Source organism: Polymorphobacter sp. (genome assembly GCF_048007885.1).
Lineage (GTDB): Bacteria > Pseudomonadota > Alphaproteobacteria > Sphingomonadales > Sphingomonadaceae > Sandarakinorhabdus.
Map to the genome: position 1 here is coordinate 184080 of NZ_CP180346.1, position 18063 is coordinate 202142.

The window sequence follows — 18063 nt, forward strand, 5'->3', positions numbered from 1 at the left end:
CGCGCCCGCCTGCGGCAAGCGGTTGCATCCGCGCGACCAAACCCCTAGGCACCCGCTTCTGTTTCCGCTTCCAAGCCGCAGGAGGTTCTCATTCGCGCCTTCATCTTTCCCGGGCAGGGCAGCCAGTCCGTCGGCATGGGCCGCGGCCTTGCCGAGGCCAGCCCCACCGCGCGTGCCGTCTTCGAGGAAGTCGATGACGCCCTGTCCCAGCGGCTCACCGACATCATGTGGAACGGCCCCGAGGACACGCTGACGCTGACCGCCAATGCGCAGCCCGCGATCATGGCCACCAGCATCGCCGCGCTGCGCGTGCTGGAGGCCGAAGCCGGCCTGCTGCTCGCCGACAAGGCGAGCTTCGTCGCCGGCCATAGCCTTGGCGAATATACAGCACTTTGCGCCGCCCTTGCGCTTCCGCTGGCTGACACCGCTCGCCTGCTGCGCACCCGGGGTGATGCCATGCAGGCCGCCGTTCCCCCCGGCGAAGGCGCCATGGCGGCGCTCCTTGGCCTCGGCTTCGATGATGTCGCCGCCATCGCGCACGAAGCCAGCACCGAAACGGAAATCGTCCAGGCCGCCAATGACAATGCCCCCGGTCAGGTCGTCATCTCCGGTCACACGCCGGCGGTCGCCCGCGCGATGGCGCTCGCCCGTACGCGCGGCGCCCGCCACTCGGTGCTGCTGCCGGTCTCGGCGCCCTTCCACTGTGCCCTGATGCAGCCCGCCGCCGACATCATGGCCGAAGCGCTCGCCAAAGCCAGTTTCGCGCCGCCGGTGGTGCCGCTCATCGCCAATGTCACCGCAGCACCTGTCCACGATATCGCCACCATCCGCGGCCTGCTCGTCGATCAGGTGACCGGTACCGTGCGCTGGCGCGAATCGGTGCTCGCCATGCAGGCGCTGGGCGTCACCACGCTGGTCGAACTCGGCGGCAAGGTGCTCGGCCCCATGGTCCGCCGCATCGCCCCCGACATCAAGGTCCTCACCGCCGCCGACATGGCCGGCGTCGAGGCACTCGCCAAGGAGCTCTAGACCAATGTTCGATCTCACAGGCATGACCGCCCTCGTCACCGGCGCCACCGGCGGCATCGGCCAGGCGCTGGCCCGCGCGCTGGCAGGGCAGGGGGCCCGCCTCGCTGTCTCGGGCACACGACCCGACGCGCTCGAAACCTTGGCCGCCGAGCTTGGCCCCGATACCGTCTGCCTGCCCTGCAACCTCGCCGATGCCGAAAGCGTCGAGGCGCTGGTCCCTGCCGCCATCACGGCGCTCGGCAAGCTCGACATTCTCGTCAACAATGCCGGCATCACCCGCGACAATCTCATCATGCGCATGAAGGACGAGGAGTGGCAGGCCGTCCATCAGATCAATCTCGAGGCCGCCTTCCGTCTTGCCCGCGCCGCTGCCAGACCGATGATGAAGGCGCGCTTCGGCCGTATCATCTCCATCACGTCGGTGGTCGGCGTCACCGGCAATCCCGGCCAGGCCAATTATGCCGCCGCCAAGGCCGGCCTCATCGGCATGTCCAAGGCGCTTGCGCAGGAGCTGGCCTCACGCGGCATCACCGTCAATTGCTTGGCTCCCGGCTTCATCGCCTCGCCGATGACCGACGGCCTGTCGGACGCCCAGAAAGAGGCCCTGCTCGCCCGCATCCCCGCCGGCCGTCTGGGCAGCGGTGACGATATCGCCGCCGCCCTTGTCTGGCTGGCCAGCCGCGAGGCCGGTTACGTCACCGGGCAGACCATCCACGTCAACGGTGGCATGGCGATGCCCTAGGCCATGGCCGCCCACGCGCTCACGCACTTGTCAGCCGCGCCCGGCAAGGCTAGTGCGAAGCCAACCTCAAGTGTTCCAACCCACAGCTGTTGAAGGAAATCCCATGAGCGACGTTGCTGACCGCGTGAAGAAGATCGTTGTCGAGCATCTCGGCGTTGAAGCCGACAAGGTGACCGAAGACGCCAGCTTCATCGATGATCTCGGCGCCGACAGCCTCGACACCGTCGAACTGGTGATGGCCTTTGAAGAGGAATTCGGTGTCGAAATTCCCGATGACGCGGCCGAGAAGATCCTCACCGTCAAGGATGCCATCGGCTTCATCGCCAGCAACGCCAAGGGCTGAGCATCATCCTTCCGCCCTGGCGCTTGCCAGACCCGCAAACGGCTCGTCGCGGCAACGCGGGGGGCCGTTCGCCTGTCTGGCCCGGCGCGTTGCCGTGGCTGGACAATATGGCGCACAATGCGCCACTGATATGAATTCAACATCGGGACGCCGCCCTGCGGCCGGACGCGAAAGGACAATGACATCATGCGTCGCGTAGTCATCACGGGTCTGGGGCTGGTCACGCCGCTGGGCGCCAATGTCGAGACCGCATGGTCCAACATCCTCGCCTCCAGATCTGGCGCCGCCACCATCACCCGCTTCGATCCCGAGGGCTATGCCTGCCGCATCGCCTGCGAGGTCAAGCGCGGCGATGGCAGCGGCGACACGTTCAGCGCCGACACACGGGTCGATTACAAGGTCCAGCGGCAGGTTGATCCCTTCATCATCTATGGCATCGACGCTGCCGGCCAGGCGATCGAAGACGCAGGCCTCACCGACATGACCGAGGAAGAGCGGCTGCGCGCCGGCTGCTCCATCGGCTCGGGCATCGGCGGCCTGCCCGGCATCGAATCCGAATCGATCGTGCTCCACACCAAGGGGCCGCGCCGCGTCAGCCCGCATTTCGTTCATGGCCGGCTGATCAATCTCATTTCCGGTCAGGTCAGCATCAAATATGGCCTGATGGGGCCGAATCACGCCGTCGTCACCGCCTGTTCCTCGGGCGCCCATGCCATTGGCGATGCCGCCCGCATGATCGCGCTCGATGATGCCGATGTCATGCTCGCCGGCGGCGCTGAAGGCGCCATCTGCCCGCTCGGCATCGCCGGCTTTGCCCAGGCCAAGGCGCTCTCCACCGGCTTCAACGACGAGCCCACCCGCGCCAGCCGCCCCTATGATCAGGCCCGCGACGGCTTCGTCATGGGCGAGGGCGCCGGCATCGTCGTTCTCGAGGAATATGAGCGCGCCAAGGCCCGCGGCGCGAAAATCTACGGCGAGGTCATCGGCTATGGCCTCTCTGGCGATGCCTATCATGTCACTGCCCCGCATCCCGAAGGCTCGGGCGGTTTCCGCTCGATGCAGATGGCGCTGAAGAAGTCGGGCCTCTCGACGGCCGACATCGACTATATCAACGCCCATGGCACCTCGACGCCCATGGGCGACGAGCTTGAGCTTGGCGCTGTCCGCCGCCTGTTCGGCGCCGATCTCGACAATCTCTCCATGTCCTCCACCAAGTCCGCCATCGGCCATCTGCTCGGCGGCGCGGGCGCGGTCGAATCGATCTTCTGCCTGCTGGCCCTGCGCGATCAGGTGGCCCCGCCCACGCTCAACCTCGACAATCCGTCCGAGGCCTGTGCCGGCGTTGATCTCGTCCCCCATACGGCCAAGCCCCGCCGCATCCGTGCTGTCCTCAACAACAGCTTCGGTTTCGGCGGCACCAACGCCACGCTGATCATGCGCGGCGTTTGATAGCGGAGCGCGCGTCCGCCATGCCGCGCCATCGCACCTCCAGGCTCGTCCTTGTCTTCACGGCCCTGCTGCTGCTCGTCGCCGTGCCTGCCTTTCTCGCGCCCTGGTATGGCTGGGGCCAGAACTCCGGGTGACACCGTGCAAGTCGAGATCCCGGCCGGCACCGCCCAAAGTCAGGTTGGCGCCCAGCTTCAGGCCGCCGGCCTCATCGAATCGCCTCGCCACTTCACATGGCTCGCCCGGCTGCTCGGCGCGGATGCCACGATCAAGGCCGGCACCTATATCCTGAAGCGTGATGATGCGTGGCAGAACTGGCTGGCGATCCTCCAGTCGGGCCAGGTCATCACCCAGATGCTGACCATTCCCGAAGGCATGGCCTCGGCGCTGGTCGCCGACAGGCTGCTGGCCAATCCCGATCTCGAGGGCACGCTCGATGTTCCGCCCGAAGGCTCGCTGCTTCCCGAAACCTATGGCTATCAGAAGGGCGAATCCCGCGCCGCCGTGGTCGCCCGCATGCAGGCCGCGCAAGCTGCGCTCATCGCCGAGCTTTGGCCCGCCCGCAGCCCCGAAACCGCCGTCAAAACACCTGAAGAGGCCGTCATTCTCGCCTCCATCGTCGAGAAGGAAACCGGCATCCCGACCGAGCGCGACATGGTCGCCGGCGTCTTTTCCAATCGGCTGCGCCTCGGCATGAAGCTTCAGGCGGACCCGACCGTCATCTATCCCGTCACCCAGGGCCGCCCGCTCGGCCGCCGCATCCTTCGCTCCGAGCTGTTCGCCGACAATGGCTATAATACCTATGTCCGCGAGGGCCTGCCGGTCGGCCCCATCACCAACCCCGGACGCGCCGCCCTCGAAGCCGTGCTGCACCCCGCCGATACCAAGGCCATCTTCTTCGTCGCCGACGGCAAGGGCGGCCATGTCTTTGCCGAAACGCTGGCGCGGCATCAGGCCAATGTCGCCGAACTCTACCGTCAGCAACGAGAGCGCGGCGAGCGATGAGCCGCAAGCCTGTAAGGCCGCCCGCGAGTGGCAAGCGCCGCCGCGCGCCGCTCGCCAGTGCCCTGCGCGTCCTCGCTGCCCTGGTGCTGGGCTGGTCGGCCGGCTTCCTGTGGTTCGTGGCCAGCCTGCCATCGTCGGCGCCGCTCGATCAGCGCACCGATGTGGTGGTCGTCCTCACCGGCGGCCAGGGCCGGCTGGCGCGGGGCCTTGCCGTGCTCGAAGCGGGTGCGGCCGGGCGCATGCTCATCTCGGGCGTCGCACCCGCCACCACGGCCGCCATGATCGCCGAGGCCGCTGGCGTGCCCCTCAACCGACTGGCCACCACCGATCTCGGCTATGGCGCCATCGATACCCGCTCCAACGCCGCCGAAACGGCAAGCTGGGTGGTGCGCCGCCGTGCGGCCTCGCTGCGCGTCATCACCGCAGCACCGCATATGCGCCGCGCCCTGCTTGAGCTGTCGCAAGTGCTGCCGCCCGATGTTGCCATCCTCGTCGATGCCGTACCCGATCAGGACAGCATGGCCAGACTCGCCATCGAATATACCAAGTATCTCGCCCGCCGCGCCGCGCTGGCGCTCGGCCTCGCCTGACATGGCGTTTCTCCGCTCCCTTCTGTTCATTCTCGTCTTTTACGCTGGCACCGTGCCCATCGTGCTCGGCACATTGCTGTTCAGCCTGTTCGCCGAGCGTGCCCGCTTCATCATCCCGCGCCTCTGGGGCCAATGGTTCCTGTTCACGGCGCGCGCCCTGCTCGGCATCCGCATCCATATCGAGGGCCAGCTGCCCACCGCGCCCGCGCTCATCGCCATCAAGCATCAGAGCGCCTTTGAGACCATCGCGCTGCTCGCGCTGTTCGATCGCCCGGCCACGGTCATGAAGGCCGAGCTGCGCAAGATTCCCTTCTGGGGCTGGGCGGCAGCGCGGCAAGGTGCCATCTTTGTCGACCGTGACGGTTCGTCCGCCTCGCTGCGCGCGATGATGGCCGCCGCCAAGCTGGCAGTCGCCGCCCGGCGCCCCATCGTCATCTTCCCCGAGGGCACCCGCGTCCCGCGCGGAGAGGCACCGCCGCTCGCCGCCGGCTTTGCCGGTCTCTACAAGATCAGCCGCTACCCGGTCGTTCCCATCGCGCTCGACAGCGGCCGCCTCTGGACCAAGGCCTTCGTCAAATATCCCGGCACCATCACCTGGCACATCGGCGAGACCATCGAACCCGGGCTCGCGCGCGAGGAGATCGAAGCCCGCGTTCACACCGCCATCAACGCGCTCAACCCATGACCGCAAGCCGCCGCTTTCCCCTCTGGGTCACCCTGCTGCCCTTGGTCGCCGCCATCGGCCTTTACGGCCTGCTCTGGCGCGGCTGGGCCGATGATTTCCGCGCCGAAATCACCGCCCTCCTGCCGTCAGCCACCCTCGAGATCGGCGGCTTTCCCTACCGCCTCGAAATCGCCACCACCAAGCCGCGTCTCGCGCTCGGTTCGGCCCTGCGCCTCGACATCGCAGCCGACAGCGCCCGCATCAATCGCGGCCCCTGGCGGCCCAACCCCAGCGTCATCCGTCTCGAAAACCCCCGCGTCAGCCTGGTCGCCAGCCCCGCCATCGCCGCCCGGATCAACGCGGCGGCTGCCACCGCCAGCATCAACTGGGGCGAGGGGCGCCTGCGCCGTCAGTCCAGCATCCTGCAAGCTGCCACGCTCGCGCTCGGCACCAGCCCGCTCGCCATCGCTGCCGACACGCTCGAACTTCACCTGCGCGAGGTTGAGGGCGATCCCGTCCCCCAGACCTCGCCCACGCGCGAAGCCCGCGGCCAGCTTGTCGTCGCCGCCAGCCGCCTGCGTCTTGCCAGCGGCGATGCGCTGACGCTTTCCGCCGAAGTCCTCGCAACCGCCGGCATGCGTCTTACCGATTATGCCCGCTGGGCCGATGGCGGCACCCTTGAGCTGACCCGGCTGACCATGGCCGATGCGCACGGCGAAATCCTCTCCGCCAGCGCCACCCTCACGCCCAATAGAAGCCAGGCCCTCGATATCGCCGGGGCGATCGAAACTGTCTGCCCCGCAACACTCACCGCCGCCTTCAGCGGCGCCATTTCAACCCCTGAAAAGCGTCTCCGTGTCCCTGTCCGCCTGGCGCTCGCCGGCCAGCTGGACGCGCCGCGCCTTGCCCCCCTGCCAGACCTTCGGGGCCGTCCACGCCGCGCCCAGGAGCCCGATTGCCCCCAGCTGCGCGGCTGACCCGCGAGTTAACATTTGATTGCGCTCGCTGTCGGGTTTCTACAATTCCTGCCGGTCGGCCTGTGCAAACTATGCGCCGTTCGTTCAACCGGGGGATGTCCTGATGTCGCGCCTTAGCCTTGCTCTCGTTTCCATTGCCGCTGCTGGTCTCGCTGTGCCGGCCCATGCCGCCAAGGAGCCGCCGGTCGAGCTCGTCACTTGTGAAACCCCGATCGGCACGGTCGCGGTCGTCGATGGCGATACGCAGGGCTGGGCCAAATATGGGCTGGGCAGCCCGCGCCCCATCATCACGGCGCTGTCGATCAAGTCGGGCTGTTTCCAGATGCACAATCCCGCCGGCACCACGCCTGCCAACTATCTCATGAATGTCATTGCCGGTGACAAGGAAGAGATCGATCAGGCCGTCGAGATCGGCAAGAGCGTCGCCATGGAAGGAATGATCCGTTCCGGCGCAGCCGGCGGCCTGCTCGGCAGCGTGCCCGGCGGCGGTGCAGTGCTTGGCATGTTCGGCGGCTTTGGTGGCAAGAAGAAAACCTATGCCGCCGGCATCCGCCTGATCAGCCCGGCCAATGGCATGACGATGGTCGCTGGCACCGGCGAAGTGAAGAAGTCCACCATCAACTTCTCCAATATCGGCTGGGCCAATGAAGGGCTCAGCGCCGCCGGCTACAACAGCAAGGAAGGCCAGGCGCTGACCGAGGCCTTCATCAAGGCCTTCAACGCCGTCGTCGCCCAGCGCAGCGCGCTGCAGACCATCGCTGCGGCCACCGCTCCAGCAGTGGCTGCGCAGGCCCCCGCTGCGCCTGCAGCTACCCCCACCTCGACGCCCACCGGAAGCAACTGAACCGCTGCGGTACGATTCCTGCCTTGTCAAACAATGTCATTGGCTAAGGCGGGGGATGGCAGGGCCTTTCGCATTCGCGTAGACCATCGTTAAGGTCTCGAAAGGTTTGTCATGTTGCGCTTTGCAATCGTCCCGCTTGTCTCGGCTGCGCTCGCCGGCGCACCCGCGCAGGCCGTCGTCATCATCGGCCAGCTGTTCAACACGGGCGCCGGTCTTCCGGCAACACAGGGCACCGTCGATTCAAATTATGTGATCACCGGCGGCGACCATCCCGGCATCACCATCGGCGCGCAGGCCGTCCGCTACTATAACAACGCCTATGCCGCCGAAAACACCGGCTCGCGCTGGATCTCTTTCGCCAGCAACGGCGGTAGCGGTGTCGGCACCTTCGATGTCACCACAAGTTTCGATCTGACCGGCTATCTCCCCGGCACCGCCAGCATCACCGGCACTTGGGGCGTGGACAACAACGGAATCATGCTTTTGAACGGCGTCAACACCGGGGTCAGCCGCGGCGGCTTCAACTCGCTCGCCGGCTTCAGCATCAATTCCGGGTTCGTGTCCGGCATCAACACGCTTACCCTGCGGGTGCGCAACTCCGGTGGCCCGGCGGCGGTGCGGCTGGATCAGCTTGTGCTTTCGGCCGATATCGTGCCCGAGCCGGGCAGCTGGGCCATGCTCATTGCCGGCTTCGGCCTTGTCGGCGCCGCCCGCCGCCGTTCGCGCGCCGCACACAAGCTCGCTTAATCCTCGCGCTTGCGGTCGCCCAGCCACCACACGGCCAGCGCCAGCGCGCCTGCGCCGCTCACCGCCATCGCCGCCAGCCCGAGCAGCTGCCAGGGCAGGTCCAGCGCCATTACCACTGCCACAAACAGCAGCAGCGGTGCCAGAAAGCCGACCAACCCAAGCCCCAGCGCCCGCATCAGCTCGCGCTCCCCGGCCCGCCATGCGGCCGCCCGAAATCCTCGGCCGCGGTGTCCTGGCCCTCATCGATGATCCCGCGCCGGATCGCCCGCGTGCGCGTGAACAGCGCCTCCAGCGTCTCGCCGTCGCCCCAGCGGATCGCCCGCTGCAAGGCCACCAGATCCTCGGTAAAGCGCCCGAGCGTCTCCAGCACCGCCTCGCGGTTGTTCAAAAACACGTCGCGCCACATCACCGGGTCCGACGCCGCAATGCGGGTGAAATCGCGAAACCCCCCGGCTGAATATTTGATCACTTCCGAGCGCGTCACCGTCTCCAGGTCGCTCGCCGTGCCCACGATCGAATAGGCGATCAGATGCGGCAAATGGCTGGTCACCGCCAGCACCCGGTCATGGTGCTGCGCGTCCATCACCTCGACCCGCGCCCCCAGCCGCTCCCAGAAGGCGGCGAGCTGCGCCACCCCCGGCCCGTCGGCCTCACGCGGCGTCAGGATGCACCAGCGCCCCTCGAACAGCGTCGCAAAGCCCGCGTCCGGCCCCGAGCGCTCGGTCCCCGCCACCGGATGGCCCGGCACCACGCGCACATGGACCGGCAGCGCCGCCTCCAGCGCTGCCAGCACGCTCGCCTTCACCGAGCCGACATCGCTCACCACCGCGCCCTCGGCCAGATCAGGCGCAATCTCGGCTGCCACAGCGGCCATCGCCCCCACCGGCACGCACAGCACCACCAGCTCGGCATCGATCACCGCCGTGCCCGGCAGGTCGCACACCTCGTCCGCCAGCCCCAGCTCGCTCACCCGCGCCCGCACCTCGGCCGACGCATCATGCACGCACAGCCGCACCTCGGGCATGCACGCCTTGATTGCGCGCGCGAGAGAAGAGCCGATCAGCCCCATCCCGATGATCGAGACCCGTGCAAAGGGCAGCATCAGCCACAGCTCCGCATGAACGCCGTCAGCGCGTCTGCCGCGGCGCGCACCTCGTCCTCAGTACCGATCGACACGCGCAGGCAGCGCGGCATGTCCTGGCTCGCCAGATAGCGCGCCAATATCCCCGCCTCCATCAGCGCCGCATTCGCCGCCGCCGCCGTGCAGGGCCCGTCCTCGGGAAACTCCAGCAGCAGGAAATTCGCCGCCGACGGGATCACCCGCACCCCGGCATTGCCCATCAGCTCCCGGTTCGCCGCCTCGATCACGTCCGCCAGCCACGCCCGCCACTCGATCGTGTGCGTCCGCACCTTTTCTACCCAGCCCCGGTCGGCCAGCGCCGCCACGGCCGCCGCCTGCCCCGTGGTCGGCACATTGAACGGTGCGCGCACCCGGTTCAGCGCATCAATCACGGCCGCCGAAGAATAGCCCCAGCCGATGCGCTGCGCCGCCAGCCCATGGATCTTCGAAAAGGTGCGCGTCGTCAGCACATTGTCATTTCCGTCCGCCAGCGACAGCCCGTCCTCGTAGTCGCCCTCCACAAATTCGGCATAGGCGCAGTCGAGCACAAACAGCACATCCGCCGGCAGCCCGGCATGCAGCCGCCGCACCTCGGCCGGCGGCAAAATCGTGCCGGTCGGGTTGTTCGGGTTGGCGAGATAGACCAGCCGCGTCTTCGGCGTCACCAGCGCCAGCAGCGCATCGACATCGGCAACATAGTCCCGGTCCGGCGCCACCACCACATCGGCCCCCACCCGCTGCGCCGCCAGCGCATAGACCGCAAAGCCATGGCGAACATGGATGATCTCGTCGCCCGGCCCGGCAAAGGCGCTCGCCGCCATATGCAGAAGCTCGTCCGAGCCCGTGCCGCAGATCACCCGCGCCGGGTCAAGGCCATGATGCGCTGCCAGCGCCTCGCGAAGCGCCACTGAGCCAGGGTCGGGGTAGCGGTGCCCGTCCGCCAGCACCGCCTGCATGGCCGCCACCGCGTCCGGGCTCGGCCCGAACGGATTTTCATTGGACGCCAGCCGCGCCACCACCGGCCGCCCGGCCAGCTTCGCCTTGCCCGGCACATAGGCATGCATCGCCGCAATCCAGGGCTTCATCTGCGGTCCCGCCGGCGTATCTGAAACTTGGCTCGTCATGCGACAGCCTCTAGGCGCAAACGGCGGCACAATAAAGCACCAGCGACAATCGCGCGGGCGACTCGTGACAAGCCCCACGAAGCTGCTAAACGCATCCCCCAATGCCGGCCTCATCGCCCTCCGCGCCCGTTCAGGATGCCCGTTTCGGTCTCGACCGGCATCTGCACCTGTCCGAGCCGCTGCCGCTGGCCAGCGGCCAGAGCCTGGCGGCGCTCGACATCGGCTATGAAACGCTCGGCACGCTCGCGCCTGATGCCCGCAACGCCATCCTCATCTGTCATGCGCTCACCGGCGATCAGCATGTCGGCGCGCCCAACCCGCGCACCGGCAAGCCCGGCTGGTGGGATCGGTTGGTCGGCCCCGGCAAGCCGATCGACCCGGCGCGCCACTTCATCATCTGCGCCAATGTGCTCGGTGGCTGCTCGGGCACCAGCGGCCCCGGCAGCATCGATCCCGCCACCGGCCAGCCCTATGGCATGCGCTTTCCCGTCATCACCGTCGCCGACATGGTCGCCGTGCAGGCCCGGCTGCTCGATCATCTCGGCATCCAGCAGCTGCATGCCGTCGTCGGCGGCTCGATGGGCGGCATGCAGGCGCTGGCCTGGGCCGTGCATCATCCAGAGCGTGTGCGCGCCGTCATCGCGATTGCCACCACCGCGCGCCACAGCGCCCAGAACATCGCCTTCCACGAAGTCGGTCGGCAGGCGATCATGGCCGATCCGCGCTGGCGCGGCGGTGATTATCCGCCCGATGATGGCCCCGCCGATGGCCTTGCCGTTGCCCGCATGGCCGCGCACGTCACCTACCTCTCCGAGCAGGGCCTCACCGAACGCTTCGGCCGCCGCCTGCAAGACCGCGATGCGCTGGGCTTCGGCTTCGATGCCGAGTTCCAGATCGAATCCTATCTGCGCCATCAAGGTCTGCGCTTCACCCAGCGCTTCGACGCCAATTCCTATCTCTATATCACCCGCGCCATGGACTATTTCGATCTCGCCCAGCCGCATGACGGGCTGCTCGCGCCCGCCTTCGTGCCGGCCGCGCGCGCCGGCGTGCGCTTCGCGCTGGTCAGCTTCACCACCGACTGGCTCTACCCCACCGCCGAAACCAAGCGGATCGTCCGCGCCCTTCATGCCGCCGGCGCGCCGACCAGCTTCGTCGAGATCGACAGCCCGCACGGCCATGATAGCTTCCTTCTCGATGCGCCCGAAATGAACCGGATCATCGCCGGCTTTCTCGCCCACAATGGCTGAGCTCCGGCCCGACCTTCAGGCCATTGCCGATGCCGTGCCGCCCGGCGCGCGCGTCCTTGATATCGGCTGCGGAGACGGCGCGCTGCTTGCCTATCTGCGCGAGACCCGCGGTGTGGCGGGCAGCGGCATCGATGTCTCGGGCGCCAATGTCAGCGCCGCGGTGGCGCGCGGCCTGGCCGTGGTACAGGGTGATGCTGATGCCGACCTTGCCGACTGGCCCGACGGCGCTTTCGATGTCGCCATCCTCTCCAACACGCTGCAAGCCATGCAGTCGCCCGCCCATATCCTTGATGAGCTGCTCCGCATCGCGCGCCGCGCCATCGTCAGCTTCCCCAATTTCGGCCATTGGCGAGTGCGCGCCGCGCTCGCCATCGGCGGCCGCATGCCCATGACCGACACGCTGCCGGTCAGCTGGCACGAAACGGCCAACATCCATCTGTGCACCATCGACGATTTCCGCGCGCTTGCCGCCGAGCGCGGCTTCACTATCGAGCGTGCCACCTATCTGAGCAGCGGACGCACGCGCGGGCCAATGCTGGCAAATCTGCTCGCCGAACAGGGCGTCTTCGTCCTCTCCCGCTAACTGGTCACGGGCGCGCGCAGATGACAGCAAAGCCGCCGCCCACCGATCCCGAACTCATCCGCTTCCTGCGCGAAGAACTGGGAGAAAGCCTGCCAGCCTCCGACGCACTGCACGTCACCGGCCCGCTCTGGCTCTGGCGCGGCAAGGCCAAGGACGGCACGCCAAGCAGCAACGCATGGCATTTCCTGACCATCGAAGGTGACGCCGCCGAGGCCATCCGCGCAGCAGCCCCGGGCCGCGCAGCCGCCTGGGGGTCCGTTCCCGTGGCTGCAACGATCGGCAACACCAGCTGGCAGACCTCGGTCTTTCCCAGCAAGGAGGCAGGCGGCTATCTGCTGCCCATCAAGGCCAGCGTCCGCAAGGCCGAGCGGCTCAGCGAGGGCGATATCATCCGGGTCACGCTGATCGTCTGACCCGCGGCGTCAGCTGCCCGCCGCCGCCGGCACCATCGCCGGCTCTGCCGCGCCCACCAACACCGGTTTCACCCCGTCGCGCTTGCTCACCAACACGACATGAAACCGCGCCGGCAACAGCTCGATCCGCCACTCGATCACCTCGAACATCGCCTCGTCGAGCCTGAGCGCCAATGGCTCCCGCAGCCAGCCGCGCTCGAAACCCTGCCAGGGCCGCCGCGCCTTCACCACCAGCACCGCCAGCCCGGCCGGGCTCAGCACGCGCCACAGCTCGCGCAGCATCTTGCGCGGCTCCACCAGCGGCGCCGACAGCAGCGCCTTGTCGAACACCGCCTCGACAAAGGGCAGATGGTGCGGGTCAGCGCGCACCGTGCCCGGCCGCTGGTCGTCGTCACATGGCGCCACACAGGCGACCCGCTCCCAGCCGTCCATCAAAAGCTGCACCCGCTCCGGCGGCCGCCCAAGCACCAACAGTCGCCCATGCCGCCCCCCGGCAAACAACCGGTCAAGGGGCGAAGCCTCCACAGGAAGCGCCTCAGCGCTCCACGGTGAGCGCAATCCCCATGCCGCCGCCGATGCACAGGGTCGCCAGACCCTTCTTCGCGTCGCGGCGCACCATCTCGTGCAGCAGCGTCACCAGAATGCGCGCGCCCGACGCGCCGATCGGATGGCCAATGGCAATTGCGCCGCCGTTCACATTGAGCTTGGCCGGATCAAAGCCCAGCTCCTGACCCACCGCCAGCGCCTGCGCGGCAAAGGCCTCATTGGCCTCGATCAGATCGAGATCGCCAACGCTCCACCCCGCCTTCTCCAGCGCCCTGCGAGAGGCGGGCACCGGCCCGATGCCCATGATCGCCGGGTCCACGCCGGCACTGGCAAAGCTGGCAATGCGCGCCAGCACGGTCGCCCCGCGCCGTGCGGCTTCCGCCTCGCTCATCACCACCAGCGCGGCCGCGCCGTCATTCAGCCCCGAGGCATTGGCCGCCGTCACTGTGCCGTCCTTCTTGAACGCCGGCCGCAGCCCCGCCATCAACTCAAGCGTCGCCCCGTCGCGGATATATTCGTCCCGGTCGACCACCGTGTCGCCCTTGCGCCCGGCGATCGTCACGCCTGCAATCTCGCCGGCAAAGCGCCCCTCGGCCCGCGCCGCACTCGCCTTGTTCTGGCTGCCAACCGCGAACTCGTCCTGCGCCTCGCGGCTGATCTGATATTGCGCTGCCAGATTTTCCGCCGTGATGCCCATGTGATAGCCGTTGAAGGCATCCCACAGCCCGTCCTTGATCATCGTGTCAACAAGCTCGAGCGCGCCCATCTTGGTGCCGCCGCGCAGGCTCTGCGCGTGCTGCGAAAGGCTCATGCTCTCCTGTCCGCCCGCCAGCATGATCTTCGCATCGCCTGAACTGGATGGCCTGTGCCGCCAGCGCGACCGCGCGCAGCCCCGACCCACAGACCTGGTTCACCCCCCAGGCCGGCGTCTCCTGCGCAATGCCCGCCGCCATGGCCGCCTGCCGCGCCGGGTTCTGGCCCTGACCGGCCGTCAACACCTGCCCCAGAATCACTTCATCGACTTCGCCAGCCTCAACCCCGGCATCCGCCATGGCCGCCTCAAGCGCCACCTTGCCCAGCCCATGCGCCGGAACGCTCGCAAGGCTCCCCAGAAAACTTCCCACCGGCGTCCGCCGCGCCGCCACAATCACCGTTCCCGTCATCGTCATCTCCAGAGCCTGAGTCGTTACGCGACGCAGCCTAGGCGCATCGCCCGCGGCTTTCCACCACCCCTAGCGCTGACGTTTCACATAAACGGCATTATCCTCCCGGCGCTCGACAGCGATATCCGGCACTGCTTCGAACAGATCCGTGAGGCGCGAAAAGCCAAGGCTGCGCGCGTCAAACGACGACACCCCGTTCAGGCGTTTGCCCACCTCGCTAAGGTTGGCAAATCCACGCTCATCCCGTTTCGAGCCGCCAATGGCATCAAACAGCAGCTTCTTCACATCGGTCTCGATATCGCTGGTGCGCTGCGCCGTATCGCGGCCTGCAAGCCCCTCCAGATCGATGAACCGTGTACAGGCTCTCGTGAATGAAATCGGCGCCTTGCCGGTACCAAAGCCATAAACCGGCACCCCGTCCTGTCGCAGCCGCGTCACCAGCGGGGCAAAGTCGCTGTCGCTCGACATCAAGCCAAAACCGTGAACCCGCCCGCCAAACAGCAGGTCCATCGCATCGATGGTCATCTTCATGTCGCTGGCGTTCTTGCCCTTGGTCACATCAAACTGCTGCGCCGCCTCGATGGCATGCATGTGCAACACATCCGCCCAGCCCTTCAGCCCCGGCTTCTTCCAGTTACCATAGGCCCGGCGAACATTGACCGACCCCAGTTCCGCCAAGATGGTCAGCACCGAATCCAGATGCGCCGCCGACGCATTGTCGGCATCGATCAACAGAGCGACATTGGCTTGCGCGTCCATACCCATGCTCACGACCCCGTCGCCGAAAACTGCCCGGCAATCGTCAGAAACCCCTCGCTATTGTCCCGCCGCAAATGCACGATCGCCCGATAATCGTCCGAGCGGTACCAGGCCCAGGCCGCCGTCACGCTCTCGAAGCGAAGCACGATCACCACCTTGCGCGGCGCGCCTTCCACAGCCTCGCAGGCCATGTCCGCCACCAGCAGGTCGCCGCCGTGCGCCGCCGTCGTCGCCCCCACAGCCTCTAGATAGCGCGCATAGCCCGCCGGATCGATCACATCATAATTGGCAATCACATAGCCCGCCATTCGCGCCTCCCATCCGCTGCGCTGCCAGCCTACCGGCTCGCCAACCACTCCGCCAGCGGCTGCCGCAGCAGCGCGTCGGCCCGCCCGCCCACGATCATCCCGACATGGCCCGCCGCGACCTCCAGCCGTTCGCCCACACCCGCGCTGCTCAGCGCCGCATCCGGCGGCACGATCCGGTCGCGCATCGCCACCACGTCAAGCAGCGGCATTTCCAGCGTGTCTGCGCGCACCTGCTGCCCGGCCACCGTCCACGCCCCGCGACCCGGCGCATCCTCGGCAAAGAAAGCCGCCATCTCGCTTGCCGCCGCCAGCGCAAGCGGCGGGCCGGAGTTCGCCCAGTCCTCCAGCGTGGCAAAGGCCGCAACATCGGCCGCATCGGCCTCGGCCAGACGCTCATATTTGGCCAGCAACGCCTCTTCATCCAGGCCCCAGAAGGCCGGCTGCAAAAGCTCCATCGGCACCGCGCCCATCGGCGCCGCCATCGGCGCCGCCACTGTCCACCAGTCCGCCAGCCGCGCCCGCGCGGCCGCGCCATAGCCAGCAAAGCGCCACGGCGTTGCTAGCAGCGCCAGCGCCGAGACATGCGAAGGCCCGGCGATGGCCGCCAGCGCCGCCGCCAGCGTGCCGCCGAGGCAATAGCCGACCACCGGCACCGGCGCGCCCAGATCGCGCAGGATCGGCAAAAGCCGCGCCTCGACCAGCCCGGTCAGCCCGAGCGGCTCGGGGGCCTCGCCCCAATCGACCATCAGCGGCCGCCATCCCCGCGCCGCCAGCGCCGCCAGCAGCGACCGGCCGGGCCCCAGATCAAGCACCCGCGCCGGGTTGATAAGTGACGGCACCACCAGCAGCGGCCGTCCTTCACGCCCCTGGCCATGGTCGCGCAGGCGTACATTTCCATGTTCAAAGACAATCGGTTGCTGCACATTCTCCGGAGCCGGGGGCAGCGCCTGATAGCGCCGCAGCCCGGCCAGAATCCGCGCCAGCCGCGCCGGATCGCCGGCTGAGCGGCGACTGGCAATTTCCAGAAAAAGCGGCAGCGGATGCGGCCCCCGCGCCCGGCTCTCGCCATCATGCTGCATCCGTTGCGATGCAACAAAAGACTGTGCTAGGTTAAGACCTTCCTTACCGTCAGGATCAACGATGGCCAAAGCCCCCCCTTCCTCCGATACCAGCACCGCTACGCCGGTCATCATCAAGAAATACGCCAACCGGCGGCTCTACAATACCGAAACCTCAAGCTACATCACGCTTGAGCATATCGCACAAATGACCCGGGAAGGGCGTGATTTCCAGGTCTTCGATGCCCGCACCGGGGAGGATATCACCCGCTCGGTGCTCACCCAGATTGTCATGGAAGAGGAGAATGGCGGCCAGACCATGCTGCCCGTGAATTTTCTGCGCCAGATCATCTCCATGTATGGGGATTCGATGCAGTCGATGGTCCCGCATTATCTCGAAGCCTCGATGGAGGCCTTTGCCGAGAACCAGACCAAATTCCGAGACGCGGCTCTGAAGCCCTTCGAGCAGCTCGCCCGCCAGAACATGGCCTTGTTCGAGGCCGCGACCGCCATGCTCACTGGCGCCGCCGCCAAGGCCAGCGACAGCCCCGCGCCGCCGCCGCCCGCGCCTGCCGCCGCCGAGGCTGCCGACAAGAAGGCCGAGCTCGCCCGTCTGGAGGCTGAAATGGCCGCGCTCAAGGCGCGCATGGCCAAGCTTGGTGGCGGGGCCGATTGACGCGCCTGCCCGGTTTCACAAAAGCTTCTTCAACCCATCGTCTTGCCCCCGTCCCCCGGCGCCGCTAAGAGGCGGCCGGGGAATCGGCTGTCTCGAAGCGGTCGTTTGAGGCAGTCAGGGGCGACGCGATGTTGCTCCATGTCTCATGGCGGGAGGTAAGTGATGGAATCGACGTCATCCGTAGCGCGAGCAGCAGAGAGCAGCGCGGATCTGGGGCCCGACCATGATCAGGTTACGGGCGCGGTCGTTGGCGGGGTAGCGATGCATCTGCCCCATGATTACCGGCCGAGCCCCGACGAAGAGTTCATGAGCCCCCTCCAGCTCGCCTATTTCCGTCGCAAGCTGCTGGAATGGAAGGAATCCATCCTGCGTAAATCGTCGACCACGCTCGAAACCCTCAAGGCCGAACCGCTGCGCGAGCCCGATGTCAACGACCGCGCCAGCTCCGAGACCGACTGGAGCATCGAGCTGCGCACGCGTGACCGCCAGCGCAAGGTCATCGCCAAGATCGACGCAGCACTCCGTCGCATCGAGACCGGCGACTATGGCTATTGCGAAGTCACCGGCGATCCGATTTCGCTGGCACGTCTCGAAGCGCGTCCTATCGCAACCATGACGCTCGAAGCGCAGGAGCGCCATGAACGCGCCGAGAAGATTACCAGAGACGAATGAGTCA

General features: G+C 67.3%; 22 protein-coding genes and 1 pseudogene. 15 read left to right on the plus strand and 8 right to left on the minus strand.

The features are described from left to right. The first annotated feature begins 90 nt into the window (after nt 1-90). The 10 genes from fabD (at nt 91) to ACMVO5_RS00860 (ending at nt 8387) form a co-directional block, all read left to right on the plus strand. Complete coding sequence (fabD, locus tag ACMVO5_RS00815) at nt 91-1029, plus strand: ACP S-malonyltransferase (protein ID WP_416909386.1); 939 nt, start codon at nt 91-93, stop codon at nt 1027-1029. Nucleotides 1030-1033: 4 nt separating this feature from the next. Continuing rightward, a complete protein-coding gene (gene fabG / locus ACMVO5_RS00820; RefSeq protein WP_416908198.1) occupies nt 1034-1771 on the plus strand; it encodes a 3-oxoacyl-[acyl-carrier-protein] reductase in 738 nt (245 codons plus the stop codon). 103 nt (nt 1772-1874) lie between these two features. Next, nucleotides 1875-2114, plus strand: a complete 240-nt coding sequence (locus ACMVO5_RS00825) for an acyl carrier protein (RefSeq protein WP_416908199.1) — start codon at nt 1875-1877, stop codon at nt 2112-2114. A gap of 186 nt (nt 2115-2300) precedes the next feature. Continuing rightward, entirely contained in the window at nt 2301-3563 is a 1263-nt protein-coding gene (gene fabF / locus ACMVO5_RS00830; protein WP_416908200.1) for a beta-ketoacyl-ACP synthase II, read from the plus strand. Nucleotides 3564-3701: 138 nt separating this feature from the next. Next, nucleotides 3702-4565 carry an endolytic transglycosylase MltG gene (gene mltG, locus ACMVO5_RS00835; protein ID WP_416908201.1) on the plus strand — a complete coding sequence of 288 codons (864 nt, stop codon included), beginning with the start codon at nt 3702-3704 and terminating at the stop codon, nt 4563-4565. Next, on the plus strand, nt 4562-5155 hold the full coding sequence (locus tag ACMVO5_RS00840) for a YdcF family protein (RefSeq protein ID WP_416908202.1): 594 nt from the start codon (nt 4562-4564) through the stop codon (nt 5153-5155). Before mltG ends, ACMVO5_RS00840 begins: the two co-directional genes overlap by 4 nt. Before the next feature lies 1 nt (nt 5156). Continuing rightward, nucleotides 5157-5840: a lysophospholipid acyltransferase family protein gene (locus tag ACMVO5_RS00845; protein ID WP_416908203.1), complete on the plus strand. Its 684-nt coding sequence runs from the start codon at nt 5157-5159 to the stop codon at nt 5838-5840. After that, nucleotides 5837-6796 (plus strand): hypothetical protein, encoded by a 960-nt coding sequence (locus ACMVO5_RS00850; RefSeq protein WP_416908204.1) that lies wholly within the window; start codon nt 5837-5839, stop codon nt 6794-6796. The genes ACMVO5_RS00845 and ACMVO5_RS00850 overlap by 4 nt, the downstream gene beginning before the upstream one ends. 103 nt (nt 6797-6899) lie before the next feature. Beyond that, complete coding sequence (locus tag ACMVO5_RS00855) at nt 6900-7640, plus strand: SH3 domain-containing protein (RefSeq protein ID WP_416908205.1); 741 nt, start codon at nt 6900-6902, stop codon at nt 7638-7640. 111 nt (nt 7641-7751) lie between these two features. Then, nucleotides 7752-8387: a PEPxxWA-CTERM sorting domain-containing protein gene (locus tag ACMVO5_RS00860; protein WP_416908207.1), complete on the plus strand. Its 636-nt coding sequence runs from the start codon at nt 7752-7754 to the stop codon at nt 8385-8387. Here the strand turns inward: ACMVO5_RS00860 and ACMVO5_RS00865 are convergent. The 3 genes from ACMVO5_RS00865 to hisC are packed head-to-tail and all read right to left on the minus strand — an operon-like array spanning nt 8384 to nt 10631. Continuing rightward, nucleotides 8384-8563, minus strand: coding sequence for a hypothetical protein (locus tag ACMVO5_RS00865; protein WP_416908208.1), 180 nt, complete (start codon nt 8561-8563; stop codon nt 8384-8386). The two genes, ACMVO5_RS00860 and ACMVO5_RS00865, sit on opposite strands and share 4 nt — an antisense overlap. Next, on the minus strand, nt 8563-9489 hold the full coding sequence (locus ACMVO5_RS00870; RefSeq protein WP_416908209.1) for a prephenate/arogenate dehydrogenase family protein: 927 nt from the start codon (nt 9487-9489) through the stop codon (nt 8563-8565). The genes ACMVO5_RS00865 and ACMVO5_RS00870 overlap by 1 nt, the downstream gene beginning before the upstream one ends. Beyond that, a complete protein-coding gene (gene hisC / locus ACMVO5_RS00875; RefSeq protein ID WP_416908210.1) occupies nt 9489-10631 on the minus strand; it encodes a histidinol-phosphate transaminase in 1143 nt (380 codons plus the stop codon). The genes ACMVO5_RS00870 and hisC overlap by 1 nt, the downstream gene beginning before the upstream one ends. A gap of 101 nt (nt 10632-10732) precedes the next feature. Here hisC and metX point away from each other — a divergent pair, with 101 nt between their 5' ends. Genes metX through ACMVO5_RS00890 form a run of 3 tightly spaced genes read left to right on the plus strand, consistent with a single transcriptional unit; the run spans nt 10733 to nt 12877 of the window. Then, nucleotides 10733-11881: a homoserine O-acetyltransferase MetX gene (gene metX, locus ACMVO5_RS00880; RefSeq protein ID WP_416908211.1), complete on the plus strand. Its 1149-nt coding sequence runs from the start codon at nt 10733-10735 to the stop codon at nt 11879-11881. Continuing rightward, the gene (gene metW / locus ACMVO5_RS00885; RefSeq protein ID WP_416908212.1) at nt 11874-12464 is read left to right on the plus strand and encodes a methionine biosynthesis protein MetW; all 591 of its coding nucleotides are present in this window, start codon (nt 11874-11876) and stop codon (nt 12462-12464) included. The genes metX and metW overlap by 8 nt, the downstream gene beginning before the upstream one ends. A gap of 20 nt (nt 12465-12484) precedes the next feature. After that, nucleotides 12485-12877: a DUF1905 domain-containing protein gene (locus tag ACMVO5_RS00890; RefSeq protein ID WP_416908213.1), complete on the plus strand. Its 393-nt coding sequence runs from the start codon at nt 12485-12487 to the stop codon at nt 12875-12877. Nucleotides 12878-12886: 9 nt separating this feature from the next. On the opposite strand, the gene ACMVO5_RS00895 is transcribed toward ACMVO5_RS00890, so the two are convergent. The 5 genes and pseudogenes from ACMVO5_RS00895 to ACMVO5_RS00915 form a co-directional block, all read right to left on the minus strand. Beyond that, entirely contained in the window at nt 12887-13402 is a 516-nt protein-coding gene (locus ACMVO5_RS00895; RefSeq protein WP_416908214.1) for a hypothetical protein, read from the minus strand. A 10-nt stretch (nt 13403-13412) separates the two neighbouring features. Further along, a pseudogene (locus ACMVO5_RS00900) lies at nt 13413-14586 on the minus strand (acetyl-CoA C-acetyltransferase). A gap of 69 nt (nt 14587-14655) precedes the next feature. Further along, nucleotides 14656-15351: an NYN domain-containing protein gene (locus tag ACMVO5_RS00905; RefSeq protein ID WP_416908215.1), complete on the minus strand. Its 696-nt coding sequence runs from the start codon at nt 15349-15351 to the stop codon at nt 14656-14658. A 2-nt stretch (nt 15352-15353) separates the two neighbouring features. Next, entirely contained in the window at nt 15354-15653 is a 300-nt protein-coding gene (locus tag ACMVO5_RS00910; protein WP_416908216.1) for a DUF1330 domain-containing protein, read from the minus strand. A 29-nt stretch (nt 15654-15682) separates the two neighbouring features. Continuing rightward, a complete protein-coding gene (locus ACMVO5_RS00915) occupies nt 15683-16732 on the minus strand; it encodes an alpha/beta fold hydrolase (protein WP_416908217.1) in 1050 nt (349 codons plus the stop codon). Nucleotides 16733-16793: 61 nt separating this feature from the next. Here ACMVO5_RS00915 and phaR point away from each other — a divergent pair, with 61 nt between their 5' ends. Together phaR and dksA are read left to right on the plus strand one after the other, a co-directional pair. Continuing rightward, nucleotides 16794-17387 (plus strand): polyhydroxyalkanoate synthesis repressor PhaR, encoded by a 594-nt coding sequence (gene phaR / locus ACMVO5_RS00920; RefSeq protein WP_416908218.1) that lies wholly within the window; start codon nt 16794-16796, stop codon nt 17385-17387. Nucleotides 17388-17648: 261 nt separating this feature from the next. Further along, nucleotides 17649-18059, plus strand: a complete 411-nt coding sequence (gene dksA / locus ACMVO5_RS00925) for an RNA polymerase-binding protein DksA (RefSeq protein ID WP_416908219.1) — start codon at nt 17649-17651, stop codon at nt 18057-18059. Nucleotides 18060-18063: the final 4 nt, after the last annotated feature.